This is a genomic window from Demequina sediminicola, from assembly GCF_000975055.1.
Classification (GTDB): Bacteria; Actinomycetota; Actinomycetes; order Actinomycetales; family Demequinaceae; genus Demequina; species Demequina sediminicola.
On sequence record NZ_BBRB01000001.1, the window covers coordinates 642,664 to 669,358 of the forward strand.

At 63.6% G+C, this 26,695-nt stretch carries 29 protein-coding genes; 18 read left to right on the forward strand and 11 right to left on the reverse strand.

The features are described 5' to 3' along the window. The first annotated feature begins 71 nt into the window (after positions 1–71). Entirely contained in the window at positions 72–776 is a 705-nt protein-coding gene (nth, locus tag AOP79_RS03025) for an endonuclease III (RefSeq protein ID WP_062070289.1), read from the forward strand. A gap of 54 nt (positions 777–830) precedes the next feature. Here the strand turns inward: nth and nhaA are convergent, their stop codons facing one another. Both nhaA and AOP79_RS03035 read right to left on the reverse strand, forming a co-directional pair. Beyond that, entirely contained in the window at positions 831–2,252 is a 1,422-nt protein-coding gene (nhaA, locus tag AOP79_RS03030) for a Na+/H+ antiporter NhaA (RefSeq protein ID WP_062070291.1), read from the reverse strand. A gap of 45 nt (positions 2,253–2,297) precedes the next feature. Next, the gene (locus AOP79_RS03035; protein WP_062070294.1) at positions 2,298–3,026 is read right to left on the reverse strand and encodes a response regulator transcription factor; all 729 of its coding nucleotides are present in this window, start codon (positions 3,024–3,026) and stop codon (positions 2,298–2,300) included. A gap of 56 nt (positions 3,027–3,082) precedes the next feature. On the opposite strand from AOP79_RS03035, the gene AOP79_RS03040 reads away from it, so the two are divergent. The 9 genes from AOP79_RS03040 (at position 3,083) to dtd (ending at position 8,195) form a co-directional block, all read left to right on the forward strand. Then, complete coding sequence (locus AOP79_RS03040) at positions 3,083–3,817, forward strand: hypothetical protein (RefSeq protein WP_062070296.1); 735 nt, start codon at positions 3,083–3,085, stop codon at positions 3,815–3,817. 19 nt (positions 3,818–3,836) lie between these two features. After that, a complete protein-coding gene (locus AOP79_RS03045; RefSeq protein ID WP_062070298.1) occupies positions 3,837–4,271 on the forward strand; it encodes a thioredoxin family protein in 435 nt (144 codons plus the stop codon). Between the two features lie 29 nt (positions 4,272–4,300). Continuing rightward, complete coding sequence (locus AOP79_RS03050) at positions 4,301–4,762, forward strand: DUF4395 domain-containing protein (protein ID WP_062070300.1); 462 nt, start codon at positions 4,301–4,303, stop codon at positions 4,760–4,762. 162 nt (positions 4,763–4,924) lie between these two features. After that, a complete protein-coding gene (locus AOP79_RS03055) occupies positions 4,925–5,458 on the forward strand; it encodes a heme-binding beta-barrel domain-containing protein (RefSeq protein WP_062070303.1) in 534 nt (177 codons plus the stop codon). 35 nt (positions 5,459–5,493) lie between these two features. Next, positions 5,494–6,633 carry a CAF17-like 4Fe-4S cluster assembly/insertion protein YgfZ gene (gene ygfZ, locus AOP79_RS03060; protein ID WP_062070305.1) on the forward strand — a complete coding sequence of 380 codons (1,140 nt, stop codon included), beginning with the start codon at positions 5,494–5,496 and terminating at the stop codon, positions 6,631–6,633. A 63-nt stretch (positions 6,634–6,696) separates the two neighbouring features. Then, positions 6,697–6,957 (forward strand): type II toxin-antitoxin system Phd/YefM family antitoxin, encoded by a 261-nt coding sequence (locus AOP79_RS03065; RefSeq protein WP_062070307.1) that lies wholly within the window; start codon positions 6,697–6,699, stop codon positions 6,955–6,957. Between the two features lie 3 nt (positions 6,958–6,960). Next, positions 6,961–7,392 carry a type II toxin-antitoxin system VapC family toxin gene (locus AOP79_RS03070; RefSeq protein ID WP_062070309.1) on the forward strand — a complete coding sequence of 144 codons (432 nt, stop codon included), beginning with the start codon at positions 6,961–6,963 and terminating at the stop codon, positions 7,390–7,392. A gap of 30 nt (positions 7,393–7,422) precedes the next feature. Further along, on the forward strand, positions 7,423–7,764 hold the full coding sequence (locus AOP79_RS03075) for a DUF2516 family protein (RefSeq protein ID WP_062070311.1): 342 nt from the start codon (positions 7,423–7,425) through the stop codon (positions 7,762–7,764). A gap of 5 nt (positions 7,765–7,769) precedes the next feature. Next, the gene (gene dtd / locus AOP79_RS03080; protein WP_062070313.1) at positions 7,770–8,195 is read left to right on the forward strand and encodes a D-aminoacyl-tRNA deacylase; all 426 of its coding nucleotides are present in this window, start codon (positions 7,770–7,772) and stop codon (positions 8,193–8,195) included. 31 nt (positions 8,196–8,226) lie between these two features. Here dtd and AOP79_RS03085 read toward each other — a convergent pair whose 3' ends face one another. Together AOP79_RS03085 and AOP79_RS03090 are read right to left on the reverse strand one after the other, a co-directional pair. Next, on the reverse strand, positions 8,227–8,898 hold the full coding sequence (locus AOP79_RS03085; RefSeq protein ID WP_062070314.1) for an ABC transporter ATP-binding protein: 672 nt from the start codon (positions 8,896–8,898) through the stop codon (positions 8,227–8,229). Positions 8,899–9,094: 196 nt separating this feature from the next. Then, on the reverse strand, positions 9,095–9,997 hold the full coding sequence (locus AOP79_RS03090; protein WP_062070316.1) for a DUF4190 domain-containing protein: 903 nt from the start codon (positions 9,995–9,997) through the stop codon (positions 9,095–9,097). 186 nt (positions 9,998–10,183) lie between these two features. Between AOP79_RS03090 and AOP79_RS03095 the strand changes: the two genes are divergently transcribed. Further along, positions 10,184–11,446, forward strand: a complete 1,263-nt coding sequence (locus AOP79_RS03095) for a sensor histidine kinase (RefSeq protein ID WP_062070318.1) — start codon at positions 10,184–10,186, stop codon at positions 11,444–11,446. Further along, positions 11,443–12,120 (forward strand): response regulator, encoded by a 678-nt coding sequence (locus AOP79_RS03100; protein ID WP_062070320.1) that lies wholly within the window; start codon positions 11,443–11,445, stop codon positions 12,118–12,120. The genes AOP79_RS03095 and AOP79_RS03100 overlap by 4 nt, the downstream gene beginning before the upstream one ends. Positions 12,121–12,133: 13 nt before the next feature. On the opposite strand, the gene AOP79_RS03105 is transcribed toward AOP79_RS03100, so the two are convergent. Together AOP79_RS03105 and AOP79_RS03110 are read right to left on the reverse strand one after the other, a co-directional pair. After that, positions 12,134–12,379 (reverse strand): helix-turn-helix domain-containing protein, encoded by a 246-nt coding sequence (locus AOP79_RS03105; RefSeq protein WP_062070322.1) that lies wholly within the window; start codon positions 12,377–12,379, stop codon positions 12,134–12,136. Continuing rightward, on the reverse strand, positions 12,376–12,984 hold the full coding sequence (locus AOP79_RS03110; protein WP_152647973.1) for a hypothetical protein: 609 nt from the start codon (positions 12,982–12,984) through the stop codon (positions 12,376–12,378). The genes AOP79_RS03105 and AOP79_RS03110 overlap by 4 nt, the downstream gene beginning before the upstream one ends. Before the next feature lie 270 nt (positions 12,985–13,254). Between AOP79_RS03110 and AOP79_RS03115 the strand changes: the two genes are divergently transcribed. Further along, complete coding sequence (locus tag AOP79_RS03115; protein WP_082093303.1) at positions 13,255–15,855, forward strand: ATP-dependent Clp protease ATP-binding subunit; 2,601 nt, start codon at positions 13,255–13,257, stop codon at positions 15,853–15,855. A gap of 97 nt (positions 15,856–15,952) precedes the next feature. Here AOP79_RS03115 and AOP79_RS03120 read toward each other — a convergent pair whose 3' ends face one another. From AOP79_RS03120 to AOP79_RS03130, 3 genes are all read right to left on the reverse strand, one after another. Next, a complete protein-coding gene (locus AOP79_RS03120; RefSeq protein WP_062070327.1) occupies positions 15,953–16,336 on the reverse strand; it encodes a DoxX family protein in 384 nt (127 codons plus the stop codon). Between the two features lie 152 nt (positions 16,337–16,488). Beyond that, positions 16,489–17,250: an ABC transporter permease gene (locus tag AOP79_RS03125; protein ID WP_062070328.1), complete on the reverse strand. Its 762-nt coding sequence runs from the start codon at positions 17,248–17,250 to the stop codon at positions 16,489–16,491. Beyond that, complete coding sequence (locus AOP79_RS03130; protein ID WP_062070330.1) at positions 17,247–18,164, reverse strand: metal ABC transporter ATP-binding protein; 918 nt, start codon at positions 18,162–18,164, stop codon at positions 17,247–17,249. Before AOP79_RS03130 ends, AOP79_RS03125 begins: the two co-directional genes overlap by 4 nt. Positions 18,165–18,316: 152 nt before the next feature. Between AOP79_RS03130 and AOP79_RS03135 the strand changes: the two genes are divergently transcribed. Continuing rightward, the gene (locus AOP79_RS03135) at positions 18,317–19,330 is read left to right on the forward strand and encodes an aldo/keto reductase (protein ID WP_062070332.1); all 1,014 of its coding nucleotides are present in this window, start codon (positions 18,317–18,319) and stop codon (positions 19,328–19,330) included. A gap of 328 nt (positions 19,331–19,658) precedes the next feature. Here AOP79_RS03135 and AOP79_RS03140 read toward each other — a convergent pair whose 3' ends face one another. Then, entirely contained in the window at positions 19,659–20,549 is an 891-nt protein-coding gene (locus AOP79_RS03140) for an iron-sulfur binding domain-containing protein (RefSeq protein ID WP_062070334.1), read from the reverse strand. A 60-nt stretch (positions 20,550–20,609) separates the two neighbouring features. On the opposite strand from AOP79_RS03140, the gene AOP79_RS03145 reads away from it, so the two are divergent. After that, positions 20,610–21,239 carry a hypothetical protein gene (locus tag AOP79_RS03145; RefSeq protein WP_062070336.1) on the forward strand — a complete coding sequence of 210 codons (630 nt, stop codon included), beginning with the start codon at positions 20,610–20,612 and terminating at the stop codon, positions 21,237–21,239. An 89-nt stretch (positions 21,240–21,328) separates the two neighbouring features. Here the strand turns inward: AOP79_RS03145 and radA are convergent, their stop codons facing one another. Continuing rightward, positions 21,329–22,702 (reverse strand): DNA repair protein RadA, encoded by a 1,374-nt coding sequence (radA, locus tag AOP79_RS03150; protein ID WP_062070338.1) that lies wholly within the window; start codon positions 22,700–22,702, stop codon positions 21,329–21,331. Between the two features lie 83 nt (positions 22,703–22,785). On the opposite strand from radA, the gene AOP79_RS03155 reads away from it, so the two are divergent. From AOP79_RS03155 to AOP79_RS03165, 3 genes are all read left to right on the forward strand, one after another. Continuing rightward, complete coding sequence (locus tag AOP79_RS03155) at positions 22,786–23,991, forward strand: hypothetical protein (RefSeq protein ID WP_152647974.1); 1,206 nt, start codon at positions 22,786–22,788, stop codon at positions 23,989–23,991. Positions 23,992–24,135: 144 nt separating this feature from the next. Further along, the gene (locus tag AOP79_RS03160; RefSeq protein ID WP_152647975.1) at positions 24,136–25,179 is read left to right on the forward strand and encodes a lytic polysaccharide monooxygenase; all 1,044 of its coding nucleotides are present in this window, start codon (positions 24,136–24,138) and stop codon (positions 25,177–25,179) included. Positions 25,180–25,358: 179 nt separating this feature from the next. After that, the gene (locus AOP79_RS03165) at positions 25,359–26,660 is read left to right on the forward strand and encodes a glycosyltransferase family protein (protein WP_062070342.1); all 1,302 of its coding nucleotides are present in this window, start codon (positions 25,359–25,361) and stop codon (positions 26,658–26,660) included. Positions 26,661–26,695: the final 35 nt, after the last annotated feature.

Below are 26,695 nucleotides of genomic sequence, written 5' to 3' on the forward strand. Positions count from 1 at the left end.
TCCGCACGCTCCAACACCCACATTATCGGCACGCGTCTGAGCGCTCTTAAGCGTGACCTACAGTGAATCTCATGGCTTCTCGCACCCCGCTCACCGTGGCGACAGCGTCCATGGACGCTCCGCCCGTGGCCCTGACCCGCCGTGCACGCGCAGTGAACAGAGCGCTTGCGGAGATCTACCCCGACGCCCATTGCGAGTTGGACTACCGCACGCCGTTCCAACTGCTCGTCGCCACCGTGCTGAGCGCACAGTGCACCGACGTGCGGGTCAACATGGTGACGCCCGCACTTTTCGAGGCGTACCCCGATGCCACCGCCATGGCTGGCGCAGACCGCGAGCGCCTGGAGCAGCTCATCAAGTCCACAGGGTTTTATCGCTCCAAGGCAGAGTCGTTGTTGGGCCTGTCGCGCGACATCGTCGAGAAGTTCGATGGCGAGGTTCCCGGGAGACTCAAGGACCTCGTGACGCTACGCGGCGTGGGCCGCAAAACCGCCAATGTGGTCCTAGGCAATGCCTTTGACGTGCCGGGCATCACTGTCGACACACACATGGGACGGCTTGCGCGCAGGCTCGGCCTGACCGTGAATGAGGACCCAGTCGTGGTGGAACGCGACCTCATGGCCCTCATTGAGCGGCGCGAATGGACCCTCTGGTCACACCGAGTGATCTTCCATGGGCGCCGGCGGTGCAAGGCACGCAAGCCTGAATGCGGTGAATGCGAGATTGCCGCCATGTGCCCAAGCGCACCAGGCGCCAAAGTTCGCCCTCCGGAGTAACGGGACCCGCCCTCCGGAGTAACGGGACCCGCCCTCCGGACGAGCGAACGCGGGCTATGCCTGCTTGGGACCGCTGTCTGCGTCGTTCACGTCAGTGGGGTCAGCGTCATCGCCTGGCTCTGGGGCATCGGCGAGCGGCACTGATTCAACCTCGGCCTCCTGGTGGTGCAGGTCGATGACGTCGATTTCCTCAGCCTTGCGGCCGTGCTTGTTGGCAAGGGTCTGGGCACGAGCCGAGTCGATGGGCGTGGAACGCAGGTCGTAGAGGCGACGGTAGTAGCGGTCGCGCCAAAGCAGGATGATCACACCGACCAGCGCGGAAGTGAGCGAGGCAAAGAGCACGGACATCTTGACTTCCTCGACACGCTCTCCGGCGAACGCAAGCTCACCAATCAGTAGCGACACCGTGAATCCGATGCCCGCGAGGGAGCCCATGCCGAGCACGTCCCACCACGACAATCCGCGGTCAAGTTTGGCCTTGGTAAAGGTGGCCACGAGGAACGTGAACAGCACGATACCGAGGGGTTTACCGATCACCAGACCGGCAGCGACACCCTGGGCAACTGGGTCGCTCACGGCAACGGAAATGGTCTCCGAGTTGATGGTGACGCCAGCAGCAAACAGTGCGAACACAGGGACGGCGACGCCTGCGGAGACCGGACGCCACAAGTGCTCCCAGTGCTCAGCGAGGCTGGTGCGCTGGCCCTTGCGGGCGACAGCGGGCACTACAAGACCCAACGCCACACCGGCGATGGTTGCGTGCACACCTGACGCGTGCATCATGGCCCAGGCCACGACGCCCAGGGGAATGAGGATCCACCAGTGGGTAATGCCCTTGGACGCGAGGAACCCAAAGACCAGGATGACCGCGAAGGATGCTGCGAGCCACACAAATTGGACCTCATCGGTGAAGAACACCGCGATGATCATGATGGCGAGGAGGTCGTCGACAACCGCGAGGGTCAAGAGGAAAGCGCGCAGTGCTGCCGGGAGCCATCGACCGACGACGGCGAGCACAGCAATCGCGAACGCGATGTCTGTGGCTGTGGGCACTGCCCAACCGTCCATCGAACCGCCGTCTTGCAGGTTGATGACGACATAGAGAGCGGCGGGAACCACCATTCCGCCCACCGCGGCGACGATGGGGACGATGGCGGTTGACGGCTTGCGAAGTTCGCCGGCGACGATTTCGCGCTTGAGTTCGAGCCCGACAACGAAGAAGAAGATGGCCAGCAGGCCGTCCTTAGCCCACGTTCCTACGGAGAGGTGCAGGTGCGCCCACTCGGGGCCGAACTCGAAGTCACGCAACGACTCGTAGGAGTCGGCAAATGCGGAGTTAGCCCAGACCAGCGCCACCACCGTGCCGATGAGCAACAGGATTCCACCTGCACGTTCTGTGCGGAGAATTTCTGCAAGCGTGCGTTCGGTAGAGGGGGTGAGACGCGAGAAAAGTCGCGCAGGGCTACTGGAGGCCATGAAAGATGGTCCGTTCGCTCGGGGTCCAGGTCAACGGGAAACAGCCTACCGAGCGGTTGGCCTCTTCGACGATTCTTCCTGGTCTGCCTTGGGTGCCTTGGGGGGCGGAGGGTCGAACCGGTAGCCGACGTTGCGCACGGTACCGATGAGGTGCTCGTGTTCCGCACCGAGCTTGGCGCGCAGGCGCCGGACGTGGACGTCGACGGTGCGGGTTCCGCCGTAGTAGTCGAAGCCCCACACTTCCTGAAGAAGTTGGTCGCGGGTGTAGACGCGACCCGGATGCTGCATCAGGTACTTGAGGAGTTCGAACTCTTTGTAGGTGAGGTCGAGCGGGATTCCCTTGAGGCGTGCGGTGTATCCGCCGACATCGACGGTGAGGTCTCCCGAGGAGAACTCAACGGCCTTCTCGAGGGGGTCTTCGAGGTTAGCGCGTCCCATGAGGAGGCGGATGCGTGCCTCGAGTTCAGCGGGGACGGCATCGGCCAAGATCACATCGTCTGCACCCCAATCTGCATTGACGATGGACAGGCCGCCCTCGGTCAGTACCAGGAGCAATGGCACTGTGACGCCAGTGACTTGCACCAGTTTGCAGTCCGATCGCGCTTGGGCCAGATCGTGCCGTCCGTCGACTACCAGGATGTCCGCATCAAAGGCGTCAAGCATTGCGGTGGGGTTGGGTGGGAGTGTCCGGACGCGGTGTCCCAGCAGTCCGAGCGCAGGGAGGACCTCGGTCTCCCCGTCTGTTGACGAGGTGAGCACAAGTAGGTCAGCCATCGGAGCCCTCCGTTCGGCTTTACTGTACCGGCCCGAACTCTGAGACACTATCCCCCATGAATCCCACGACTCGCGCGTCGATCACTGCCGTCGCTGCAGCCGTCGTCGCCGGATCGGGATACTTCGGTGGCCGATGGCTCGTCCTTGGCATTGCCGTGATCATGGCATTTATGGCCATCGGGTGGCCCCGACTCTTGCGGGTGGCGCACTTGCGGGTGAGCACCGTGGTGATCGGTCTGGGATCGTTGATGGCTCTCGGCACCGTGGTCTATGGCAGTTCCGAACCGTTCTTGCGCTACATGGTGGTGGCGATGGCCGCGATCACCATCGCAGCGTTGATTTCGGAGATCTTCTTCCCCAGCCCGCGCGGGCGTGCGGTAGCAGCCGTGTCTGCCACGGCGGCTGGTGGCGCGCTGTGCGCGACGGGCACGGCGTGGGTGGCGGCGTATCGCACTGAGGGCGCACAGGAGTTGGTGGTGGCCTCCGCAACGGCCCTCGCGGTAGCGGCCGTCGCGTCCGTGCTGACGAACAACGGCAATGTGAACGCGATCCTGGCGCTGGCGCTAGGTACGGCCACCGGTAGTGGTTTGGCGTTCGTTTTCGATTCGGTGCCCTGGTACGCAGGAACGCTGGTGGGTATCGTCACCGCGGCTTCCGTGGTGGTCATGAATGAGTTGGCGCGCCGTGAGCCGCGGCCTAGTGATGCGTGGGCGGGAATAGCGTCGGGGGTCACGCCTGTTCTGGCTTGCGGAGTCTTGATCTATGTCGGCGGAGTGTTGCTCGTCGGCTAAGCCGCACGGAGCGTGACGCATGCTAGAGAAAATCGTGATCGTGGTAGCCCTGTTGGGCGCCGCGAGCGCGGGCTATTGGTGGTGGCAGCGCCGTCAGGGACGCGTCCGCCATGTGGAGAGGGCCGATGCTCTCAGTAGTGAGCAGATTGGCGCGCAGCGGGGCTACTACGCGACTTTCGTACAGTTCTCGACTCCGATGTGCTCGAAGTGCCCCGGCACCGCGCGCTTACTAAAGAGCGTGGCAAGCGAACAGCCGCATGTGGTGCATGTTGAAGTAGATGCCTCCGAGCGTCTGGATTTGGCTCGGGAGCTCAATATCCAGCGCACACCCACCACACTGGTGTTGGACGGCGAAGGCGTCATTGTGGCCCGGATGGATGGCGCACCGACTGTCGACTCCGCTCGGGCAGCACTGCGAGAGGTGCATTCCGAGGGCACCGAATACACGATCTGATCCCATTGATTTCCACCTAAGGACGCACCATGACCGCTGACTCACCCGCTACCCCCGTAGACCGCCAGGTTGATCCGCGTGGCGTGCGCTTTGGCGCTTCCATCACACTGGCCATCGCGCTGGTCGCGGTGCTCGCTGGGCCCACGACCGTGGGTCTTGTCGCGATGGCGCTACTCGTGGTCCTCTTCGCGCCAGGTGCCACCGTTGGCCCCCAGGCGACCGTCCAATCGTGGCTCTTCATCCGCCTGGTCCGTCCCCGCATCGGCCCTCCTACGGAGACCGAATCCTTCCGCCCTCCCCGCTTTGCACAGCAAATGGGCTTTGCGATGGCCATCCTGGCCCTGGTGCTGGGGCTCGTGGGCGTCGGCATTGGCTTCTATGTGTTTGCTGCCATGGTGTTGGTTGCGTCGTTCCTCAATGCTGTCTTCAACTTCTGCTTGGGTTGCGAGATCTACCTGGCAGTCCGCAAGGCCACCACGCGCGCAGCGTGAGCACTCCCTCACCCTGACGACTACGGGCGCATGCCGTAGTAGCATCGGACGCACTATGACTGCATTGGAAGCTGTCTTCACGGTCCTCGCCGCACTGGCCTTTGGTGGCGCCGCCTGGGTGTCCGCCATCGTGGGCTGGCGCCTGTTGAAGGGCCCCAAGCGTTGACATTCACCATCCCTGACGACATGGCCCCTGAGGTCTACCCCCTGGCATGGCTGGTGGGGCGCTGGCAGGGTCATGGCGAGATCGATTACCCCGGGATCCCCAAGGCTGAGACGCTTCAAGCGATTGCCTTTGACCACGACGGTGGCCCCTACCTGACGTACACCTGCACCACGTATCTGCGTGGGGACGACGGTGAACCCGGCCAGGTGTGGAGTGTCGAATCGGGATTCTGGCGTGTGGCTCCTCAGGCACCTGAGGGTGTGGAACTCAAGGAAGGCCAGCACCCCCTCGAGATCGTGCTCACCGAGGCCTCTGGAGTACTGACCTGCTACATGGGTGCTGTGGGCAACGGACGCATCGATATGGCCACCCGTTTTGCAGCCAGCACCGAGTCCGGGCCCGAAGTGCGTGGCGGAACACGCATGTACGGTCTGGTCGAGGGCGAACTGATGTGGGCGTGGGATCTGGCCGCCTTCGGCAACGACCTGCAGTCCTACATGAGTGCGCGACTCAAGCGCATTGAATCCTGACGGAATCACTGACGCCCAGGAGGCGTTCCCTCCCTATGACTTCACCTCTTCTTTCCCGCTCCGGCGCCGTTGACTCTGCAGCGCCCGATGCCGGTGTCGCGTGGCACTACGGCGACCCGACCGCCGAGCAACGTGCGCTAGAAGCAGGACGGGCCGTGGTCGATCAATCTCACCTCGGCATCGTCACGGTGTCAGGCCCTGACCGGCTCACGTGGCTTGACTCGCTGACGACGCAAGAGGTCAAAAACCTCCAGCCGGGCGAGTCGTCGGAATTCATGATCCTGTCCCCTCAAGGACGGATCGAGCACGTCGCAGGCATCGTGGACGACGGCGAGACTGCCTGGCTCATCTCGGAGACCGCGCCAGGGTTGGCCACGTTCCTTGACCGCATGCGCTTCATGCTCCGCGTGGAAGTCGCAGACGTCACCGACCAGTGGGCCGGGCTCGGAGAGGCCGTGTCCTCCCCTGCCGCCGAAGGCGAGCCGGTCACATGGGTCGATGCGTGGCCGCAGATTCGCACCGGTGGCACCACCTACGTTGAAGACCCCTCCGCAACGCACCCGGGTGCTGCCCGCGCATGGCGTCTGGTGTTGGTGCCCCGCGAGTCGTTGACTGCTGAAGTGGACGAACGCCTCGCTGCCGGATGGTCGCTGGCAGGCACGTGGGCCAGTGAGGCCGAACGTGTGGCCGCTCACCGTCCGCGCGCCGCGACCGAGGTCGACGAGACGACCCTTCCACACGAGTTGGATTGGCTCCGCACCTCGGTTCACCTGCACAAGGGCTGCTACCGCGGACAGGAAACCGTGGCCAAGGTCCACAATGTGGGACGGCCCCCGCGCCGGCTCACGCTGTTGCACCTCGATGGCTCCGCACATGCGGTACCCGAGCTCGGAGCCAACGTGCTTCTCGGTGACGAGGAGAAGGTCGTGGGCCGCATCACATCCGTGGCTCGCCACCACGAGTACGGACCAATCGCGCTCGCCATGCTGAAGCGCTCTGTTGACCCCTCCGCGGTCCTCACCGTGCCCTCCGATGGTGGGCTCTTGTCCGCTAATCAGGAACTCATTGTGAACGCCGATGGATTCTCCGCTGACCGGCCGGACAAGCCCGGCCCCACCATGAAGGGTCTCCTCATGGGCAAGGGCTGCGCTGCCGACGGCGGCGACATGTCCTGACCGGACACCATTGTCAGCGCGCCTGCCGTGACGCGCGCCCCTACCGGGGTTACGGTGGACAGCGTGGAACTGACAGTGACGCAGTTGCGTAAAGACCTGACCAAAGCACTCGACGCGGTCAAGGATGGCGACGAGGTTGTCATCACTGAGCGCGGAACACCCATCGCTCGCTTGGGTGGAGTCGAGTCTGCTTCATTGCTCGCCCAGGTTGAGGCGGACGGGGTCCTCACTCCCCCGGCTCAGTCGCGTGCCGTGCCTCGGCTGCCTGAGGCGGAGGCCGCGAAGGACGCGCTGTCCAGCCTGCTCGGCCGTCTGCGGAGGTAGACCGTGGCGCTGGTCTATTTCGACACCTCGGCCCTGGTGAAGTTGTGCGTCCTTGAGACCGGCTCGCCGTTGGCTGTGGCGCTGTGGCGCCGGGCCGATGCCGTGGTGACCTCCCGTATTGCCGATGCCGAGGTGCGTTCAGTGCTGGGCGCTGCCGAGCGCATCGGCCGTCTTGATGCCGCTCCCGCTGGGCAGGCCCGCGACAGGTGGGACGAACTGTGGCCGTCGCTCGCGACCGTGGAGGTCACGGCAGAGGTCGCAGCGCTTTCAGGTGACTTGACGGACCGTCGTCCGCTCCGTGCCGGGGATGCCATCCACTTAGCCAGCGCCATGCAGTTGAGTGATGCGAACCCGGTGTTTGCTGCCTGGGATCGGCGCCTTGCTGCGGCCGCCCACGCTGAGGGCCTGATGGTGCTTCCCCCTACACTGGCCTGAGTCTGACCGCACTCAACCGCTTGGGATTTCATGTTTGGCACTCTTCAGAACCTGATTGTCTTCGCTATCTCCGCCGCGGCCTTTGTGGGTGCGCTGTGGGGGTTGATTGACGCGTTCAAGTACCCCGATGCGACGTTCCGCGCCGCCGGCAAACTCAACAAGACGTGGTGGCTGGTCATCCTGGGCGCAGCCACCGTCATTGCTTTCCTGGCACTGCCGTGGCCGCTGGGTACTGGTGGCGGCATCGGCGGGATTCTGGGGTTCGCGGCCATCGTTGCTGTCATCGTCTACTTTGTTGACGTCCGCCCCAAGTTGCAGCAGTTCGGTGGTCGGAACATCGGTGGCCGCAGCAACAACACTGGCGGCTGGTAGCGCCGATGCGTGCCGTCCTGCAACGTGCCAAGCGCGCCTCCGTCACAGTCGAGGGCGAGGTCACGGCTTCGTTTGATTCTCAGGGGATTGTGGCGCTTGTGGGTGCCACACACGAGGACGGCCCTGACCAGGTGACGACCATTGCTCGCAAGATTGCCGAGCTCCGCATTCTGGACGATGAAAAGTCCGTCAGCGACGTCAACGCACCCGTCATTGTGGTCTCGCAGTTCACTCTCTACGCAGACGTACGCAAGGGCCGCCGGCCATCCTGGAACGGGGCAGCCGCCGGACCCGTTGCCGAACCGCTCGTCGACGCCGTCGTGGCAGCGCTTCGCGAGCGCGGTCTCACCGTCGGCACAGGCATCTTTGGCGCCATGATGGACGTTGAACTCGTCAACGATGGGCCCATGACGATCCTCGTCGAGGCGTAGGCCCTCCCGGCCCCATGGGGAGCGAAGCCGGTTAGACGTCCCGGACGCGCAAGACAATCCACGCGGCCACCATCGGAATGACTCCCCACAGAATCAGCACTGTCAGACCCCCCGCGGGGCTCAGTGAGATCGAACCATCGTCCACAGTTGCGGTAGCCAACGCGGCCTTCGCTGCCACCTGAGGGAGAAAGGCTCCGATCCAGTTCGCGATACTGCTGGCCATCGCTGGCAGGAAGGGCGGCAGGATCAGCTCGAGCGCGACGATGGTGAAGATTGTTCCCACCGACGAGCGGCCGATGACGATGACGTGATCGGCGGTCTGTTGCACTTCACTCATGAGGTGGCTCGACAAGAACACAGTCCGGCCGCTCTCCGACAGTTCGCGGGCGAGTTGGCGCACCCACACGACGCCGTCGGGATCGAGTCCGTTGACAGGCTCGTCGAACATGACGATCTTGGGGTCGGCGAGCAGTGCGCCAATCTCTTTGAGCGGGGTGGCGAGTTTGCCGTAAGGCTTGCCGCTGACGGTCACCGATCCGGAGCTGGGGTGATCGAGGCCAAGGATCATGCGCATGGTCGTTGACTTGCCTGCGCCATTGGGGCCAAGGAAGCCAGTCACGATCCCGGGCTGGACGGTGAAGGTGACGTGGTCGACGGCGGTTTTGCTGCCGTACTTCTTGGTGAGGTCTTTGGCCTCAATCATGAGGGCCTTTCTCGGGAGTCCCTGGACGTGAGCAGCGTCATTGGTGAGGTCGAACCTGACTTTTCCGTATTCCGCGGCGCTTGTCGCATTCGCCACACCGACATCTGCGCAATCGGACGTTGCGCAGGCCAGAACGACACACGCGGGTCAGGCGACGCCCCTCAGTCGTCACCTGACCCGCGGTCCCCCGGTGCTGCTAGGCCTCCGGAAGAGCGAAGAACACGTCGTCAGCAAAGATGCCTGGCGTCACGCGCAGCAGACCGTCCACAGCATCGGGCACCAGGAACGCGGTGAGCCCATCTTCTGTGGCGCCTTCGTAGAGTTCGGCGAGGATGTCAAACTCGGGTTCAAGCCCGGAGGCAAGTGCGTCGTGGTCGCCGATGACGGTGCCGTCAGGGGTGACGTAGTCAAAGCCCAGTCCCAGCGTGCTGCCCGTGTCGGTACCGGTGTAGGTGGCCTCGACTCCCAGGGTGATCCACACGGTGCCGTCGGTGGGTTCCTCGTTGAACTGGTTCGCAGCGGCGACGTCAGCGTTCGCGCTGGTGTTGAGCGAGGTCAACGTGATGGTCCAGTCGTCGTTCTGGATGGTCTCGCCAAACGCGTAGGGGTTGTCGCGGGTTCCGGCGGGTTCGCTGGGCTCTTCGGCTTCGGCGACTTCCTCCTCCGCTTCAGCCTCGTCAGCATCGGCCGTGTCAGCATCGGCCGTGTCCTCCTGTGCGGCGGCCGATTCCTCGGTGACGACCGTGGTATCACCACCCGTGGCATCGTCCAGGGCGTCGTTCACTGCGCCTGCAGCAACAGCCACAAACACGATGATGCCGACGATGGTTCCCACGACGGAGATGACGACAGCCGCGATACCCATGCCTTTCTTCTGGCCACGGCGAGTCAATGCGACGATACCCAGAATGAAGCCGACGGGCAGCAGCAGCCAGCCGACAATGAGAGCGCCCGGGATGCAGGCAAAAATGGCGGCCACGATCGCGACGATCATGGCGACCAAGCCGATGGTGTTCTTTTGTGCCGCGTCGAGGGGAGCCTCGGGAGCGGGCTGGGGTGCGCCGGCCGGAGGTGCCGGGGGCGTGGGGTTCTGAGTCATGTTTTCCTCGGTAGAGATGTCGTGTCACCGGCCGGCGGCACGGCTCCGTCGTGGAGCACCAACACTGTCTCGATACCAGGCACTTCCGCGCATCGGCCCTTCGTGTGAACCCAGGTAGCCGATCGGCCACGACTGCTGACCAAACGGGGGATGCTCACGTCACACCACGGATCTAGGGTTACTGCTATGACCTTCTCCCCCCTCGCCGCCCCCGTGCGACCCACGTCGGGTCAACGGGCGTGGGATGTGGTGCTGTACGTTCTCGGTTTCCTCGTCACCACCATCGCCGTGATGAACCCACCGCTGTCATGGAGCGATGGAGAGGTCTCCGGCAGTGCGGCACTGCTGTGGCTCGTGAGCGTCGGCGCGTGGGCAACCGTGTTCTTCCGGCGCAGCAACCCCATGGTTGTGGTGGTCGCGGGTGGCGTGCTCGCACTCATTGGCACCGAATACCTGCTCTTGCTCATCGGGCTACACCATGCGATGGTCGCCGCCTCAAAGGAACGACGCCTGTGGATCGCCGGCGCTGGCGTGGCTGCAGTGGCACTGTTCTGGGTCCGGGAAGCCACCACTTCATGGGGCGATGAGGCGGCGCTCGCCACCAACGGCGGCGCGGCATCCGACATCGTGCTCTCCGGCGTCATCGCACTCGCAAGCTTGGGCGCGACGTTCGCCTTCACCACGGTCGCGGTAGGCAAACGCGCCACCGAAAGCCAACGAGCACGGGCCGATGCCGAACACACCATCGCCACACAGTTGGGTGATGAGCTGGCGCGCCAGTCGGAACGCAGCGAGATCGCCCGCGAGATCCATGACGGGCTCACCAATCGGCTAGCACTCCTGTCCATGATGAGCGCCAACGTGGAACGCTCCGTGAAACAAGGAGACGAGCGAGCCGTGGGGCTGGCCCGAGAACTGCAAGAGCAGGCGCGGCTAGCGCTCACTGACTTGCGCTCACTGGTCCAAGACCTGCGCACTGAGCCACAAGCAGCACCCACGCCGTTGAAGTCAATGCGTGCCGTAGGAGATGTCATCAGTGCGACGCGCGCCGCGGGCACCCCAGTCGACGCGATCGTGATTCTCGATGGCGCCTCTCAAGCACCCCAAATACTCGACGCAGCCGTCTATCGCCTTGTTCAAGAGGCCCTCACCAATGCCGTGAAGCACGCACCCGGCCGCGCAGTGTCGCTGTACCTAGAAGCCAATCCGGCATCGGGCGTACGCCTCAGGGTGACCAACCCACTCGTGACCGGCACCCACCACGGAAGCGGCCGTGGAGCAGGAGCTGGGCTCATAGGGATCCAAGAACGCGTGGCAGCACTACAAGGAACCGTATGGATGGGACCGCATGAAGGCGAGTTCATCGTGGACGTCACCGTGCCGTGGATCAACCCGGCCGAGGTCGCAGCCAACACCGTGTCACCGGCGAGCCCTAGAGTGACGCCATGAGCACCGCCCCCGCTGCCGACGGCGCACCCCGCGCTCGCGTGTTGATTGTTGACGACGACCCGATGGTGCGCAGCCAAGTGCGCTTTGTTCTCGACACCAGCGGAGCGATCGAGATTGTCGGCGAGGCCTCAAACGGCCTCGAAGCCATTGCAGCCGTCGAGAACGAGCAACCCGACATCGCACTCATGGATGTGAGCATGCCGGGCATGACTGGGGTGGAGGCCACCGCCGCGATCCGTGCACTCGATGCCCCCACCCGGGTGATCGCGTTGACCGCCTTGGGCCACGACGACGTACTCATGGACATGCTGCGCGCAGGAGCAGCGGGTTTTGTCCCCAAGGAATATGCCGTCGAGGACCTCGAAACAGCCGTCGCACACGTGTTTCGCGGCGACAGTTATGTCTCACCCCACTGCCAACCCGCGCTGATCAGCCAACTCACGGCGGGCGGCGACCACTCCAGGCGTGATGCGGCGCGGGTCCGACTCGCGCTCCTGAGCGAACGCGAGCGCGAAGTCGCAGGGCACGTCGCCACCGGCGCCAAGACCGCTGACATTGCTGCCGCACTCTTTGTGTCCGAGTCGACCGTCAAGAGTCAGTTGGATTCGATCCGCACCAAACTTGGAGTATCGAGCCGCGAGGAGATTGCCGTCCTTGTAGAGCGGGCTCACTAGCGGAGCGGGATCGCTAGTGCCCCGAGTCCCGAGGCAGTCGCACGAGGAGTTCCCCGACTTCACAGTCGAGCACGTCGCAGATCGCGGCCAAGGTTGAGTACCTGATGGCCTTAGCCCGGTCATTCTTCAGTACCGAGAGGTTCACCACGGAGACGCCCACCGCGTCACTCAAGGCCGTGAGCGTCATGCCTCGCGCTTCCAGGAGCTCGTCGAGTCGGCAGTGAATTCCAGTGTCCTCGTTGGACTCTGCCGGGCTCATACGAGGCCTTCCGTGTCTCGCTGGAGACGTTCGCCGATGTCGAGCGCTCCGGCGACAGCGCCAAGCAACAGGATCCCCAGCATGGGAGTGAGACTCACCTCGAAGAGGATGGAGTCATAGGTGTACTCGCTGATGGCAGAGAGCGCGCCGTTGGTGGTCATGTTTGTCAGTATCGAGGTTCCAACCCAACCCACGGCAACGATGGCGACCGCACCATAGACAAGCCGCACGGCGCCGCGCGAGAAGGCGTGGCCACGGGCTACCCGGAGGAAGAAGATTGCTGCCACGACCAGCCCAGCACAGACGAAGAGGGCCTGCCAGATGGGTTGCGCATAGAGCGCGAATTCTGTTGCGGCCGCAGGATTCGCGACGATGACGGTGGCGGTGTCCACGGTTGCCGTCACCGGGGCTCCATCAGGGCCGAGCGGTAGTGAGGCGGTCTCCCCGATCAAGGGCACTTGCACTGGCACGTTGGTGCCGTCCCCCACTGCTTTGAGGCGTCGGACGGCGTCGATGATTGCCATGACTGCACCGACGACCACGAGTCCCACGGACATATACATGCCGACTCGGTCTGCTTTGCTGAGCCTACGTTCCTCATTCATGATTGCCTCCCCGTTGTGTGCGACGTATATCGATAAACGATAAATATCGATTATCGATATGTCAAGCGGTGCCTACCGCCGCGACCCCACCCCCTTGCGCCGGACTACGGGCGGCCTACCGGCATCGGCCCTCCTCACGCTCACAGTGAACGGGTCATGCCCCTAGCGAACACGGCAATATCGGCACCCCTGCGCTCGTTAGCCTTGACAGCAGATACCGGTCAGACGTGGCGACCCCGCCATCGGCCGGCTGGTCTTGAGGAGGAAGAAATGTTCGAGCGGTTTACTGATCGGGCCCGACGAGTCGTGGTGCTGGCGCAAGAAGAAGCGCGCATGCTCAACCACAACTACATCGGCACCGAGCACATCCTGCTGGGTCTAGTTCGCGAGGGCGAGGGAGTTGCCGCCAAGGCGCTGGAGTCCATGGACATCTCCCTGAACGCCGTGCGCGAGCAGGTCCAGGAGATCATCGGCGAGGGCTCGCACGCCCCATCCGGCCACATCCCCTTCACCCCCCGCGCCAAGAAGGTTCTGGAACTGTCGCTGCGTGAAGCGCTGCAGCTGGGCCACAACTACATCGGCACCGAGCACATCCTGCTAGGCCTCATCCGCGAGGGTGAAGGCGTCGCGGCTAAGGTTCTCGACAAGTTGGGCGCGGACCTCGGTTCTGTGCGCCAGCAGGTCATCCAACTGCTGAGCGGCTACGAAGGCAAGGAGCCCGCCACCGCTGGAGCCGGCCCTGCCGAGGGCACGCCCGCCGGCTCGACCGTCCTGGACCAGTTCGGCCGTAACTACACGCAGGCCGCACGCGAAGGAAAGCTCGACCCCGTTGTGGGCCGCGAGATGATCCAGGAACGCGTCATGCAGGTCCTGAGCCGCCGCACCAAGAACAACCCCGTCCTGATCGGTGAGCCCGGCGTCGGTAAGACTGCCGTGGTCGAGGGCCTGGCCCAGGCAATCGTGCGCGGCGACGTGCCCGAGACCCTCAAGGACAAGCACCTCTACACGCTGGACCTTGGTTCGCTGGTGGCCGGTTCGCGCTACCGCGGTGATTTCGAGGAACGCCTCAAGAAGGTCCTCAAGGAGATCCGCACCCGCGGCGACATCATCCTGTTCATCGACGAGATCCACACCCTGGTGGGTGCCGGTGCAGCCGAGGGCGCCATTGACGCAGCCTCGATCCTGAAGCCGATGCTCGCTCGCGGTGAGCTCCAGACCATTGGTGCCACCACGCTGGACGAGTACCGCAAGCACGTGGAGAAGGACCCTGCACTGGAGCGCCGCTTCCAGCCCATCCAGGTTCCCGAGCCCGAGCTGGCACACGCCATCGAGATCCTCAAGGGTCTGCGCGACCGCTACGAGGCGTTCCACCGCGTCACCATCACGGACGAGGCAATCGTGGCCGCCGCACAGATGGCCGACCGCTACATCTCCGACCGCTTCCTGCCGGACAAGGCAATCGACCTGATCGACGAGGCCGGTGCCCGCCTGCGCATTCGCCGCATGACGTCGCCTCCGGAACTGCGTGACCTCGACGAGAAGATCTCCGAGGTGCGCCGCGAGAAGGAATCGGCCATCGACGAGCAGCAGTTCGAGAAGGCCGCGAACCTTCGCGACGTCGAGCGCCGCCTGTCCGAGGAACGCTCCGAGAAGGAAGAGGCTTGGAAGTCCGGTGACCTCGACGTCGCCGCCGTCGTGGACGAGGAACTGATTGCTGAAGTCCTCGCCATGTCGACCGGTGTGCCGGTGACCCGCGTGTCCTCCGACGAGTCCTCGCGACTGCTGTCCATGGAATCCGAACTGCACAAGCGCGTCATCGGTCAGGAGCAGGCCATCAAGGTCCTCGCTCAGTCCATCCGCCGTACCCGTGCAGGCCTGAAGGACCCCAAGCGTCCTGGTGGTTCGTTCATCTTCGCTGGTCCCACCGGTGTCGGTAAGACCGAGCTCGCCAAGACCCTGGCCGAGTTCCTCTTCGGCGACGAGGACGCACTGATCTCGCTCGACATGTCCGAGTACGGAGAGAAGCACACCGTTGCTCGCCTCTTTGGTGCCCCTCCCGGCTACGTCGGCTTCGAAGAGGGCGGCCAGCTCACCGAGAAGGTGCGCCGCAAGCCGTTCTCCGTGGTGCTGTTCGACGAGGTCGAGAAGGCTCACCCCGACATCTTCAACTCGCTGCTGCAGATCCTGGAAGACGGTAAGCTCACCGACTCTCAGGGCCGCGAGGTGAACTTCAAGAACACCATCGTGATCATGACCACCAACCTTGGTGCCGACACCATCTCGCGTCGTCAGGCCACAGGCTTCTCGGTTCAGTCCGAGACCGGCCACACCTACGACGAGATGACCAAGCTGGTCAACGGAAAGCTCAAGGAGCACTTCAAGCCTGAGTTCCTGAACCGTGTTGACAACGTGGTGGTCTTCCCGCAGCTCACGCAGGACGAGATCGTGGAGATCGTCGACCTGATGGTCGCGCGTCTCGACGAGCGCATGCGCGACAAGGACATGGCGATCGAACTCACGGATGCCGCGAAGCGACTGCTCGCAGAGAAGGGCTACGACCCCGTGCTCGGTGCCCGTCCATTGCGTCGTGCCTTGCAGCGTGAGATCGAAGACCCGCTGTCCGAGAAGATCCTCTTCGGTGAAGTCACCTCGGGCCAGTTGGTTCAGGTCGACGCCGAGGGCGAAGGCATCCTGGGCGAGTTCACCTTCACGGGCATTGACCGTGACGACCTCCTCAGCGACGCCGACATCCCCGCCGAGGAACGTGAAGTGCGTGTGGGTGGCCGTGACAACGAAGGCGCCGATGTGCCGCGTGAAGACGGTGGCCCCGACGACAAGGGCGGCGACGCACAGGCAGCCGCTAACGACTAGTCGTTGATAGCGAAAAGCCCCGGCTCTCCTCACGGAGGGCCGGGGCTTTTTGCGTGTCTACGCTTGCGTTCAGCGGGACATCATAAGGTGGGGATGCTCAACTGCCGAGCGAGAACTCACCGATGCGGCCCACGAACACGATGAGCGCAATCACCATGAGCAAGGCCGGCACGGTGATGTTCGCGAGGGGGTCCCCGCGACGGATGTGAACGAAGGTCGCGCCGCCCGCAATGACCATCAGACCCGCAGCGGCCACCGGGACGATCCACGGGATAAAGCCGATGATGGGGAACAACACCACAGCAATGGAACCCACGATCTCCGCGGCACCAATCAGCCTCACGTGCTTGTCCTCAAAATCGTTGGCCCATTCCTGGCCCAGTTCGATCGAGCGCGCCTTACCGCGCACCAAGTGGACAAATCCCGACGGGATAAAAACGGCGGCCAAAGCAATCACAGCGACCCACAGCGCTGCATCCATGGTGATCCTCCTCGATAGAAACGCGATCCTGAGGTCAGACTATTGCAGGTGAGGGCCGGGTACAGCCTGTACCGGGCCGATGCGACCTTGTCGCTGCCATCATGAGGTTGCTCGACGACAAGTTTTGCTCCTAGGAAGACTGGCTGTCCCACCTAGCCCTCATTGGAGACGGTCCGCATCCGTCCCGTGCTGACGTAGCCGATGAGCACCATGGCAATGGTCATCGCGAGCACGATGGCCGTCTGGCTCACGACCCACTCTCCGTCCGCTACCGAACGCAGAAACTCCAGTTGATACGTCAGGGGATTCGCTGCTGCGATAGCGCGTAGGAACTGCGGCACTTGTTCCAGCGAGTACAACGTGGGCGCGCTGAACATCAACGGAGTGAACATCATTGCGACCACAAAATCACGGGTCTTGTAGGACTTGATGATCGCGGTGATGAGACATCCCACGGCGGACCAAAAGAGGCCACATATTGACACCCCCGCGATAAGCGGAAGCACTTGCAACTCCAGCTGGAACGATGTGATGAAGAAGACAACCATCAACACACACAAGACTTGGAACATCAGCGAGACCAGGGGCACGAACAGCATCCCCACGTAGTAGCCGACCCTCGGGACGCCGGAGCTGAGCTTGAGGCTACCCAGTGACCACTTCCGCTCCAGTGTCCAACGGAAGATGACTTGCGTCATCATCCGCACACACTGAATGCCGATCACTCCTACGGCCAGGAACGCTGCAAGGTCAGTCTGGACCGCACCGCCGCGGGAAGCGAGCGCCGTCACCACGAAGGCGGAGTAGAAGATCGGCTCGGCCGCCAAACGCACGATGCCGCGCCATGTCAGGAGGTTCGCCGCCTTGATCTCGAACTCAGCAGTCAGAGCCGCGCCGGACAGAACTCCGCTCATTTGCGCGCCTCTTTGCTGTGCTGACCGGGGTGGTCGTAGGCGGCTCTGATCGCATCGTTCAACGTCGGCTTGTTTCTCGTCACATCGAGAACCTCGGCCCGTGCAGCCACGAGGGCCACGAGTTCACCGATCAAACCTCCGGACTCGACGCGGACACTCAAAGTGTCACCTTCAGCGTGATGCTCGATATCGCCGAGTGCCTCGAGGAGTCCCTCACTGGCGGGATGGCGCAAAACGAACGTCACCGTATCCAGCGGCACAAAGTACTCCAGAAAGCCCTGAGTGGATCCACCGAACACCACCGAACCTTCGTCCAAAAGTGTGAGGTCGTGCATCTCGCTACCCAGAACATCCAGTTCATGCGAACTCACGAGGATGCTGGCTCCCGCTTCGGCACGTTCCCGGAGAATGGACATCAGATTCTCCTTCACCAACGCATCCAGGCCGACGAAAGGCTCGTCAAGAACGTAAAGATCAGGCGCATACGCCAGCGTGCGTGCAATCATCAGGCGCTGCTGCTCTCCCCCTGATAGTTCCTCGGGGCCGCGGCCTGCCTTGCCGGCCAACCCCACGGCTGAGAGCGCCTCAAGGGCAGCATCTCGAGCCTTTCTACCCGTGAGACCGCGCAGCCGTGCGCCAAGGAGGACGTTGTCCGTGACACCGAGGAACCAATCAATGACCAGCTTCTGAGCGCACCACCCAGCCCTGACTCCAGGCGCGCGATCAACGTGACCGGATATGGCTGGCTGTAGGTCTAGCAGCGTGTGCATGAGCGTGGATTTGCCAGCTCCGTTGCGGCCCAGTAGACCGTGGATCCGTCCAGCCTGCAAGGTCAAGTCGACGTTCTTGAGAACCGGGACATCTCGGCCGGGGTACGTCACCGTCAAAGATCGAGCCGTCAAGACTTCTAGCATTTCACTTCCTCGTATCGATGATGGGGTGAGCCCGTTCCTCCACCTTGATGTTGTCTGCAGGTTGATTCATACCAGGGATGTCCGGCGCCTCGCTCGCTCCGCTACTTACCACCCGGTCAGCGCAACCCCGGCATCGGCTCTAATCTAGAAACATGACCCACACACCTCACGTCGCCGCTGACGATCGCTACGAGACCATGCAGTACCGCCGTACCGGCAAGTCGGGCCTGAAGCTCCCAGGCGTGAGCCTGGGACTGTGGCACAACTTTGGTGGCGCCAACAACACCGACACGATGCGCGAGACCATCCGAACGGCCTTTGATCTTGGCGTCACGCACTACGACCTCGCCAACAACTATGGCCCGCCACCAGGTTCAGCCGAGGAGAACTTTGGTCGCATCTTCCGCCAAGACCTGGCGCCGTACCGCGACGAGATCCTGATCTCGACAAAAGCCGGTTACGACATGTGGCCCGGCCCCTACGGCGAGTGGGGTTCACGCAAGTACATGCTCGCCTCGCTCGATCAGTCGCTCAAGCGCATGCAGCTGGACTATGTGGACATGTTTTACTCGCACCGCTTTGACCCAGAGACGCCGCTCGAGGAGACCATCGGGGCGCTGGACACTGCCGTGCGCAGCGGCCGCGCCTTGTATGCGGGCATCTCCAACTACGGGCCCGAGCAGACGCGCGAGGCCGTCCGGATCGCGCGCGAACTCGGCACGCCCATCCTCATCAACCAGTTCCCGTACTCGATGTTTGAGCGCACCCCGGAGGATGGATTGCTCGACACCCTCGAGTCCGAGGGGATGGGCTCGATCGTGTTCTCCCCGCTCGCGCAGGGCATGCTCACTGACCGCTACCTCGATGGAGTGCCCGAGGGCTCTCGCGCCACGCACTCGCAGTTCCTCAGTGAGAACCAGTTGACCCCCACGTACCTTGAGCGCGTGGGTGCTCTCAACGACATTGCCAAGGGCCGCGGCCAGACCCTCGCGCAGTTGGCGATTCAGTGGGTGCTGCGTGGAGACCATGTGACCTCGGCGCTGGTGGGCGCATCGTCCGCCAAGCAGCTGCGGGATACCGTCGCGTCGCTCGACTTTGCACCTTTGACTGACGACGAGATCGCAGCCATCGAGCCGCACGCCGTCCACGGCACGCACCACCAGTAAGCACACCCACCCCCAACTCCACCCTCTCCCTTTCGCCAAGTGGCTCCATTTCGCTGTTTTGCGTCCTCTAGACATCGAAAAAGAGCCACTTGGCATGGATGGGGGCAGCCGTCGCGAAGGCTCTCGTTGAGCTCGCAGACAACCGGATTCCACACTCATCGGCAAGCCCCGTCCGGGCTATGGCATGTGCGCATTGGCGACAATCGCGCGATCCTCGACACCCGGTCCGGGGTCCTTGGCGAAGTGGCAAAATCTCGCTGTTATGCATCCTCTAGACAGCGAAATGGAGCCATTTCGCGGGGAAGAGAGGAGGGGAAGAGAGGAGGGGTTAGAGGGTGTACGTGGCCGGGGCGCTTTCTTGCACTTGAATGAGACCGTCCCGGACTAGCGACTCCAGGCAACGCTCGCGCTGCTCGGCCTCCACGTCACCAAGATCAGGATGCGAATCCAACACCACCGGAGCATCGGCCGCACGCAATAGCGCCATCATGCGCCCGCGCACCTGCCTGTCCGTCCCATGCCACGCCTGCGTTCGCCGCGGTGCCTCATCCAGCCCAGGAGAGCCCGCCGCCACCCACGCACACTCATCGCGCAAAGGACACTCCCCACACCGGGGCGCCCGCGCCGTGCACACCAAAGCCCCCAGTTCCATCGAGCCGGCGTTCCACTCCACGGACAGCCGCGCCGATGCCGGCACCAGCGCCGCCGCCTGCTCCCGTTCCGCACGGGTCATGTGAGCGGTGGGCAACGGCTGCGCACGCCACGCACGGCCGATGACGCGACGCACGTTCGTGTCGAGCACGACGGCGCGCTCACCGAAGGCGAACGCGAGGATGGCATTCGCCGTGTAGTCGCCGACGCCAGGGAGCGCCAAGAGTGCATCAGGATCGCGTGGAACTTCTCCGCCATGGCGCTCCACCAGCGTGTGCGCGCACTCCCACAGACGCTTGGCGCGACGCGGATATCCCAGCCGGTCCCACGCACGCACCGCATCAGCCTGGCTGCTCGCTGCGAGGGCTGCCGGGGTAGGCCACCTGTCGAGCCAACGTCGCCAAACGGGCTCAACCCTGGCCACTGGCGTTTGCTGCAACATCACTTCAGAGACGAGGACACCCCACGCCGAGCAGTCCTCACGGCGCCATGGCAAATCACGCGCCTCGCGCGCAAACCAGTCAATGACCTCACTCACACGGGGGTCGATGGCGGAATCATGCGGCATGGCTTCATTGTCCCAGCGGGAGACGGGGTTACGGTGTGCGGAAGAGAACAAGGAGGACTCATGGGGTCGCTGCGACACCCTGTAGGCGAACAACCGCCTCAGGTGTATTGGTTCCGCCGTGTCCTAGTCCTGGTCGTGGCGATTGCGGTGATCGTCGGCTTGTGGTGGCTGCTGTCCACCATCTTTGGCGGTGACTCCGCCGAGTCCGGCGGCGAGGGCTCAACCCCCGCAGAATCCTCCTCCCCCGGCGCCTCCAACTCTGCCGAGGCCGCAACAGTCAGCGACGACCCTTCACGCGCGTGCACCGCGAACGATGTGACGATCACTACAACCGCATCGCCTGCCTCCCCCACCATCGGCACCATGCCGGCATTCGACCTTTCGATCCAGCATGTCGGCACATCCCCTTGCACGCTTTCAACGGACACCGAGGGCACGGAACTAGCGGTCAGCTCAGGCAACGATCAGTACTACTCCACCAGTTGGTGCCCCGAGGACCCTGGTTTTGAGTCCAAGACGTGGGTTCTTCAGGCCGATGATGTGCAGGCGCTCCAAGTGGTGTGGCCGGGGATCTGGCAGAACTCAGACTGCACAGGTCCGGTCAACGAAATCCGGCCCGGCACGTATCAGGCTGCTGTCTCAGTTGCCGGGATTCCATCCGAGGTCGCGACCTTCACCATGGTGGAATAGCCAGACACCATCTGGCTCGCATTCCCTGCCGCTTCCGCCGCAGCGCCACTTCCCTACATTTTCCGCGTTACTCCCGAGCCTGTTGCGCACTAGTCCCGGGGTAGCGCGGCGTTGACTGCTTCGCGCAATGTCGAGACCCGATGCACGCGGATGCCTGCCGGATCCTTGTCGCGTTTGCCTGACTCGGGCACGATCACGTCAGTGAATCCCAAGCGTGCGGCTTCCGCGATGCGCTGAGAAATGGCGTTGACGGGCCGCACTGCCCCTGACAGCGCCACTTCGCCAATCGCAGCGAAGCCTGGCTTGACCGGGACATCCGCGCGAGCTGAGGCGAGTGCCAACGCCAACGCCACGTCAGCGCCGGGCTCGGTGACGCGCGCTCCGCCAATGGTGGATACGTAGACGTCGTCAGCGGCTACCGCGAGTCCTACGCGCCGGTGCAGCACCGCAAGGATCATGGATACCCGGGAGTTGTCGATGCCCGAGGTTGCGCGTCGCGGATTGCTCAGGGCGCTTGGTGCCACGAGGGCTTGAATCTCTGCGGGCAACGGCCGCTTGCCATCGATGGTGACTGTGGCGCATGTGCCAGGAACTTGGGTTCCCTCGCGCGACAGGAACAGGCCGGACGGATCAGAGACACCCTCGATGCCGCCATCGTGCAACTGGAAACAGCCCACCTCATCAACAGAGCCAAACCGGTTCTTGATGGCGCGCAACAGACGCAACTGTGAGTGCTGTTCGCCCTCGAACTGACAGACCACATCCACCAGGTGTTCCACAATCCGGGGGCCTGCAACGGAACCGTCTTTGGTGACGTGACCCACGATGACCATCGCAAACCCTTTGGTCTTGGCGGCCTGGATCAGTGCCGATGCGACCTCGCGCACCTGCCCCACACCACCGGGAGCGCCGTCCACTTGGGCGGAGGCGATGGTTTGAATGGAGTCCACAATGAGCAGCTGAGGCTGGACAGCGTCGATCTGCGCGAGCACGGCACCAAGGTCCGTCTCCGCGGCAAGCATGAGACGCGGTTCCAGAGCATCGATACGCTCGGCCCGCAGGCGCACCTGACCTGCTGACTCCTCGCCCGTGGCGTACAGCACGGACTGTTCCTCGCGGGCCGCTCGGGCTGCTACATCCAGCAGCAGCGTCGATTTTCCGACGCCGGGCTCTCCTGCAAGCAGCACCACGGCACCAGGAACGAGGCCGCCACCCAGGACCCGATCGAACTCCGCGACACCCGTACTGCGACGGGCCGATGCGGTGGCATCAACCTCGTTGATGGGGGTTGCTGGGTTGGTGGCGGCTGTGGCTTTGGTGGCCGGGCCAGCGGTAGCAGCACCCGATTCTTCAACGGTGCCCCACGCTTGGCACTCGCCACAGCGGCCCACCCATTTGGCGGCACCCCACCCGCATTCGGTACACCGATAGGTGGGCTTGGAAGAACGTGTCGCGGCAGGCATGACCACCACGCTAGTACCGCGGTGTGACACGCGACGGCACCGCTGCACGCCGTGGCGGGCTGCGTAGCCGTACGCTGGGATTCATGTCTGAGGAGAATTCCGACAAGCACGCCACCTCGCCGTGGCATCCCATCAATGGTGAGCGGGAGCCTGTCGCACCCTCCAAGCCTCGTGTTCCCTCGACAGGGTCCATACCTGTGGTGCCGGAATCCATCGACGGTGACGACGGCGAGATCATTGCTCCCGTCGAGCAGCCCGACCACGCGGAGATCATGCCGAACGCTGGCTCCAACCCTTGGCATCCCGCAACTGACGCGGCCGACACCCCTTCCGATGACGCCATTCGCAACCTCGGAGATTCCGCCGTCCGGTCGGCATCTCTGTCCGCCTCCGGTGCACCTACCCCTTTGGGAGGGATCCCCCTCGTGAACGACACCCCTCAGACCTTCGAACCCGAGGATGGAAACACGCCGGTCTCCCCCGTGTGGGTGGCAGGCAATCCCAAGGGCGACGCTCCAGATTCTGCCAACCTGTGGCCCAACCCCACCCCAGCGGACCCCGCCAGCACGCAATCCCCGTTGAGTCCGGCATCGGCCTTCCCGGTGCAGTCTCCTTTGAACGAGGCGTCGCCTCTCAACGATGAGTCCCCGGCGTATGTCCCTCCGGTCATGCCAGGCTCCGCTCCAGCTGAGCCCAGTAGCCAGACAGGAGCGGAATCCGCCACCAAGGAGTCAACGCCCTGGTACCGCAGTCTGTGGTTCCTCATCATCATCGGCCTGCTCGTCATGGGCGGCATCGGATACGGCGTTTACGCTCTGTTCTTTGCGCCCGAGGACGTGACCCTCGAAGCCGAGGTGCTCGTTGATCCCGCGCCCACGGCCACCATCGAACCCATTGCCCTCGAGGACCCCTCGGAGTTTCTCTCCGCAATGCCTGGCACCGTGGGCATGTTCGCGCTCAGTGGCGCAGTGGAAGTGAAATGGGCCGATGCCGGGGTTCCGATTCGTGCCGCAGAGATTGACGACCTGACGTACACCGACGGCACGGAGACGGTCACCGTCCGGGCGATCCAGCATTACGACGAGGAAGCGGCAATCCAGCAGTACGACCGACTCTCCGAAGGTGGCACTGAGCCTGAGCCCGTCACCGTAGGCGGCAGCGAGGTCGGTGAGCGTGTCGTCATTGATGGCGATGTCACCCAGTACGTGTGGCGCAACGCTACCGCCGTGTTCGTGGCGAGCGGCCCCGCGGCCATCGTGGAGGACTTCTACGCCAACTTTGGGCTGTGAAAGTTATCCCCACGTAGGGGAAACCCACAATAGCCAGCCGCAAGAACGTTCCTTAGCCTCGGTAGGGATGCGCGTCGGCGCCGATGTCGACCATAGGCCCTACCCTCGGGTGCGCATCCCGTCCCCTCAACCATGGAGCGTTCAATGCATCTCACGACCATCACAGGTCGGCTGCACGGGCGTGGACTCCGACTAGCCATATCGGCCATCATTGCCGCATTACTGGCCGTCGTCGCAGTTCCCGCCGTCACCTCCTCGCCTGCCTCAGCGCACGGCTGGGTTACCTCACCGCCAAGCCGCCAGGACCATTGCGCCAGCGGCACTACCTCCTTTGACTGCGGCGCCATCGCATACGAGCCTCAGTCAGTGGAAGCTCCCAAGGGTTCAATGAAGTGCTCGGGAGGATCCGACTTCGCCGTCCTCGACGATGAGTCCCTTCCCTGGCCACGGACGAACGTTGGCTCCTCGCTCACTCTTCAGTGGCAGCTCACTGCTGCTCACTCAACGAGCACCTGGGAGTACTTCCTCGACGGTGAACTCATCGCCACCTACGACCAGGGCGGCCAGCAGCCACCCTCAAACATCCAGCACACGCTGACTGGCCTGCCCGCAGGCGACCACACGTTGCTGGCTCGATGGAACATCGCGGACACTCCGATGGCGTTCTACAACTGTGTCGACATCACCGTGGGCGGCGGCGGAACCCCCGACCCCACTCCGACCGGCACTCCCGACCCCACTCCGACACCCACGTCGACTGGCACACCAACCGAGTGCTCGCCGGCATGGAACTCGGAGACCGTCTACAACGGCGGCTCAACCGTCAGCCACGCTGGCAACGAGTGGACCGCCAAGTGGTGGACCCAGGGCGAAACCCCAGGCACCCAGTGGGGGCCTTGGGAGTCCTTGGGCAACTGCGGATCGACCACCACACCCAACCCGACACCGACGGAGCCGAACCCGACTCCCACAGCCACGGGCACGGCAACCCCTTCGCCGACGCCCACCACAACCACCACGCCTGCGCCCGTCTGTAACGGACCGGCGTACGAGCCTGGACGCGTCTACGTTGGAGGCGACCACGTGCGCCACAACGGCTACGCATACAAGGCCAAGTGGTGGAACGTGAACAACGAGCCCGGAACGGCTCAATGGGGACCCTGGGAACAGGTCACCTGCCTGGACTAACGTCCGCTTAGGTGCAGTCCCCTACGCGAGGGCCTCGGAGCATTGCTCCGGGGCCCTCGTTGTGTGTCTCCGCCGCTACGACGGGCCTATCTCGGTGCACTCTGGTGCCACTACAGTGATCACCGAAGCACCTTACGCATCGAGAGCGTAGGGCCAGGTAGCCACGTCAAGGAGGATTCGTGAAAGTACTTCACGCTCCAGTCAACATTGCGAACCAGGCCACGGCATTGCGCGACGCATGGCGGTCACAGGGTGACGAAGCCGAGGTGTGGACATCGACGGAACCCGCGTTCGGTTACGCCTCCGACAAGATCGTCCCACCACCCGCAACCCCGCGAGAGCTCGTAGAAATACTGGACTCCGTGATTGCTGATGGCTTCGACGTGGTCCACTTTCACTTCGCACAGACGTTCTCCCACCCAGCACTTGGCTTGCCGGTGGGATGGGACGTGGATTACCTCCGTGCTGCCGGCGTCAAAGTGATCTATGGCTTCCATGGCACTGAGGTGCGCGATGCATCGCTTGAAATGTCACTCGACCGCTGGAGTTACTACCACTTTGGTGCACCCCACCGTCCCCAACGGGTAGTGCGCGAAGCAGCGGATCAGGCCCGCGTTCGCGCCCACGCGATGACCGTGTCGAACCCCGCAACCCACGACCATGTCCCTGACGCCACGTATCTGCCGCTGTGCCTCAACATCGAGGCCCTCGAGCCATCCACGCAGCAGCGTGAGCGTCCTGTGATTGCCCATGCGCCCTCGAAGCGAGCCATCAAGGGAACAGATGTCATCCTCGCCGCTTTCGACGAGCTCGCTGCGGCCGGCGTTGAGTTTGAGGTGGACCTTATTGAAGGGGTCACGAACGCTGAAGCGCTGGAGCGGATGCGCAATGCCGACATTGTGGTGGAGAAGGTCCTGGGTGCGGGGTGGGGTGTCACGGCGATCGAGGCAATGGCGCTTGGCCGTCCCGTGGTGTCCCGTGTCGCTGATCGCGGGCGAGGCGACCACGCGGACTGCCCCATCGTGGATATCGACCCGGACACACTGGTGTCGACCCTGACAGCACTCATTGGGGACCGTGAACGGCGCCTAGCGCTGGGGAAGCAAGGGCGCGCCTTCGCGGAATCGACGCACTCGCTGGCGGCCACCGCGCCCCGGCTCGCGCACCTTTACTCCGACACCCCAGATCAACCTGAGCGTCACGATGCGCCTGGTCCCGTAGTGCTTGCGCACCTCGAAGCGGTACGCAAGGAACGGGACGCAGCGCTGATTCAGGCGCGCGAGGCGCGGGACACGGCAGCGGCGTCAGTTGCCGCATCAGCTGCCGCCGTCCACCGTGAACAAAGTGCTCACGACGAGCAGGTTCAGCAGCTTCAGGATCAAATTGCGCGGCTCAAGCAGTCGCTTGCTACTGCCGCAGAGCACCGCACGCTGACGTACCGCATCAAGCGGCGTGTGCGGAAAACACTACGCCGCACCTAGCAACACCGGAGGTGCAGCTGGGCGCGGCGTAGAGC

What these genes read in the sequence shown, in the direction of transcription:
- AOP79_RS03120 (WP_062070327.1), bottom strand. Translation starts at nt 16,336, where the DNA reads ATGGATGCAGCGCTGTGGGTCGCTGTGATTGCTTTGGCCGCCGTTTTT.
- radA (WP_062070338.1), bottom strand. Translation starts at nt 22,702, where the DNA reads ATGCCTGCCGCGACACGTTCTTCCAAGCCCACCTATCGGTGTACCGAA.
- AOP79_RS03105 (WP_062070322.1), bottom strand. Translation starts at nt 12,379, where the DNA reads ATGAGCCCGGCAGAGTCCAACGAGGACACTGGAATTCACTGCCGACTC.
- AOP79_RS03095 (WP_062070318.1), top strand. Translation starts at nt 10,184, where the DNA reads ATGACCTTCTCCCCCCTCGCCGCCCCCGTGCGACCCACGTCGGGTCAA.
- AOP79_RS03075 (WP_062070311.1), top strand. Translation starts at nt 7,423, where the DNA reads ATGTTTGGCACTCTTCAGAACCTGATTGTCTTCGCTATCTCCGCCGCG.
- AOP79_RS03115 (WP_082093303.1), top strand. Translation starts at nt 13,255, where the DNA reads ATGTTCGAGCGGTTTACTGATCGGGCCCGACGAGTCGTGGTGCTGGCG.
- dtd (WP_062070313.1), top strand. Translation starts at nt 7,770, where the DNA reads ATGCGTGCCGTCCTGCAACGTGCCAAGCGCGCCTCCGTCACAGTCGAG.
- AOP79_RS03050 (WP_062070300.1), top strand. Translation starts at nt 4,301, where the DNA reads ATGACCGCTGACTCACCCGCTACCCCCGTAGACCGCCAGGTTGATCCG.
- nth (WP_062070289.1), top strand. Translation starts at nt 72, where the DNA reads ATGGCTTCTCGCACCCCGCTCACCGTGGCGACAGCGTCCATGGACGCT.
- AOP79_RS03090 (WP_062070316.1), bottom strand. Translation starts at nt 9,997, where the DNA reads ATGACTCAGAACCCCACGCCCCCGGCACCTCCGGCCGGCGCACCCCAG.
- AOP79_RS03040 (WP_062070296.1), top strand. Translation starts at nt 3,083, where the DNA reads ATGAATCCCACGACTCGCGCGTCGATCACTGCCGTCGCTGCAGCCGTC.
- AOP79_RS03140 (WP_062070334.1), bottom strand. Translation starts at nt 20,549, where the DNA reads ATGCCGCATGATTCCGCCATCGACCCCCGTGTGAGTGAGGTCATTGAC.
- AOP79_RS03145 (WP_062070336.1), top strand. Translation starts at nt 20,610, where the DNA reads ATGGGGTCGCTGCGACACCCTGTAGGCGAACAACCGCCTCAGGTGTAT.
- AOP79_RS03155 (WP_152647974.1), top strand. Translation starts at nt 22,786, where the DNA reads ATGTCTGAGGAGAATTCCGACAAGCACGCCACCTCGCCGTGGCATCCC.
- AOP79_RS03100 (WP_062070320.1), top strand. Translation starts at nt 11,443, where the DNA reads ATGAGCACCGCCCCCGCTGCCGACGGCGCACCCCGCGCTCGCGTGTTG.
- AOP79_RS03035 (WP_062070294.1), bottom strand. Translation starts at nt 3,026, where the DNA reads ATGGCTGACCTACTTGTGCTCACCTCGTCAACAGACGGGGAGACCGAG.
- AOP79_RS03130 (WP_062070330.1), bottom strand. Translation starts at nt 18,164, where the DNA reads ATGCTAGAAGTCTTGACGGCTCGATCTTTGACGGTGACGTACCCCGGC.
- AOP79_RS03125 (WP_062070328.1), bottom strand. Translation starts at nt 17,250, where the DNA reads ATGAGCGGAGTTCTGTCCGGCGCGGCTCTGACTGCTGAGTTCGAGATC.
- nhaA (WP_062070291.1), bottom strand. Translation starts at nt 2,252, where the DNA reads ATGGCCTCCAGTAGCCCTGCGCGACTTTTCTCGCGTCTCACCCCCTCT.
- AOP79_RS03160 (WP_152647975.1), top strand. Translation starts at nt 24,136, where the DNA reads ATGCATCTCACGACCATCACAGGTCGGCTGCACGGGCGTGGACTCCGA.
- AOP79_RS03045 (WP_062070298.1), top strand. Translation starts at nt 3,837, where the DNA reads ATGCTAGAGAAAATCGTGATCGTGGTAGCCCTGTTGGGCGCCGCGAGC.
- AOP79_RS03110 (WP_152647973.1), bottom strand. Translation starts at nt 12,984, where the DNA reads ATGAATGAGGAACGTAGGCTCAGCAAAGCAGACCGAGTCGGCATGTAT.
- AOP79_RS03085 (WP_062070314.1), bottom strand. Translation starts at nt 8,898, where the DNA reads ATGATTGAGGCCAAAGACCTCACCAAGAAGTACGGCAGCAAAACCGCC.
- AOP79_RS03135 (WP_062070332.1), top strand. Translation starts at nt 18,317, where the DNA reads ATGACCCACACACCTCACGTCGCCGCTGACGATCGCTACGAGACCATG.
- ygfZ (WP_062070305.1), top strand. Translation starts at nt 5,494, where the DNA reads ATGACTTCACCTCTTCTTTCCCGCTCCGGCGCCGTTGACTCTGCAGCG.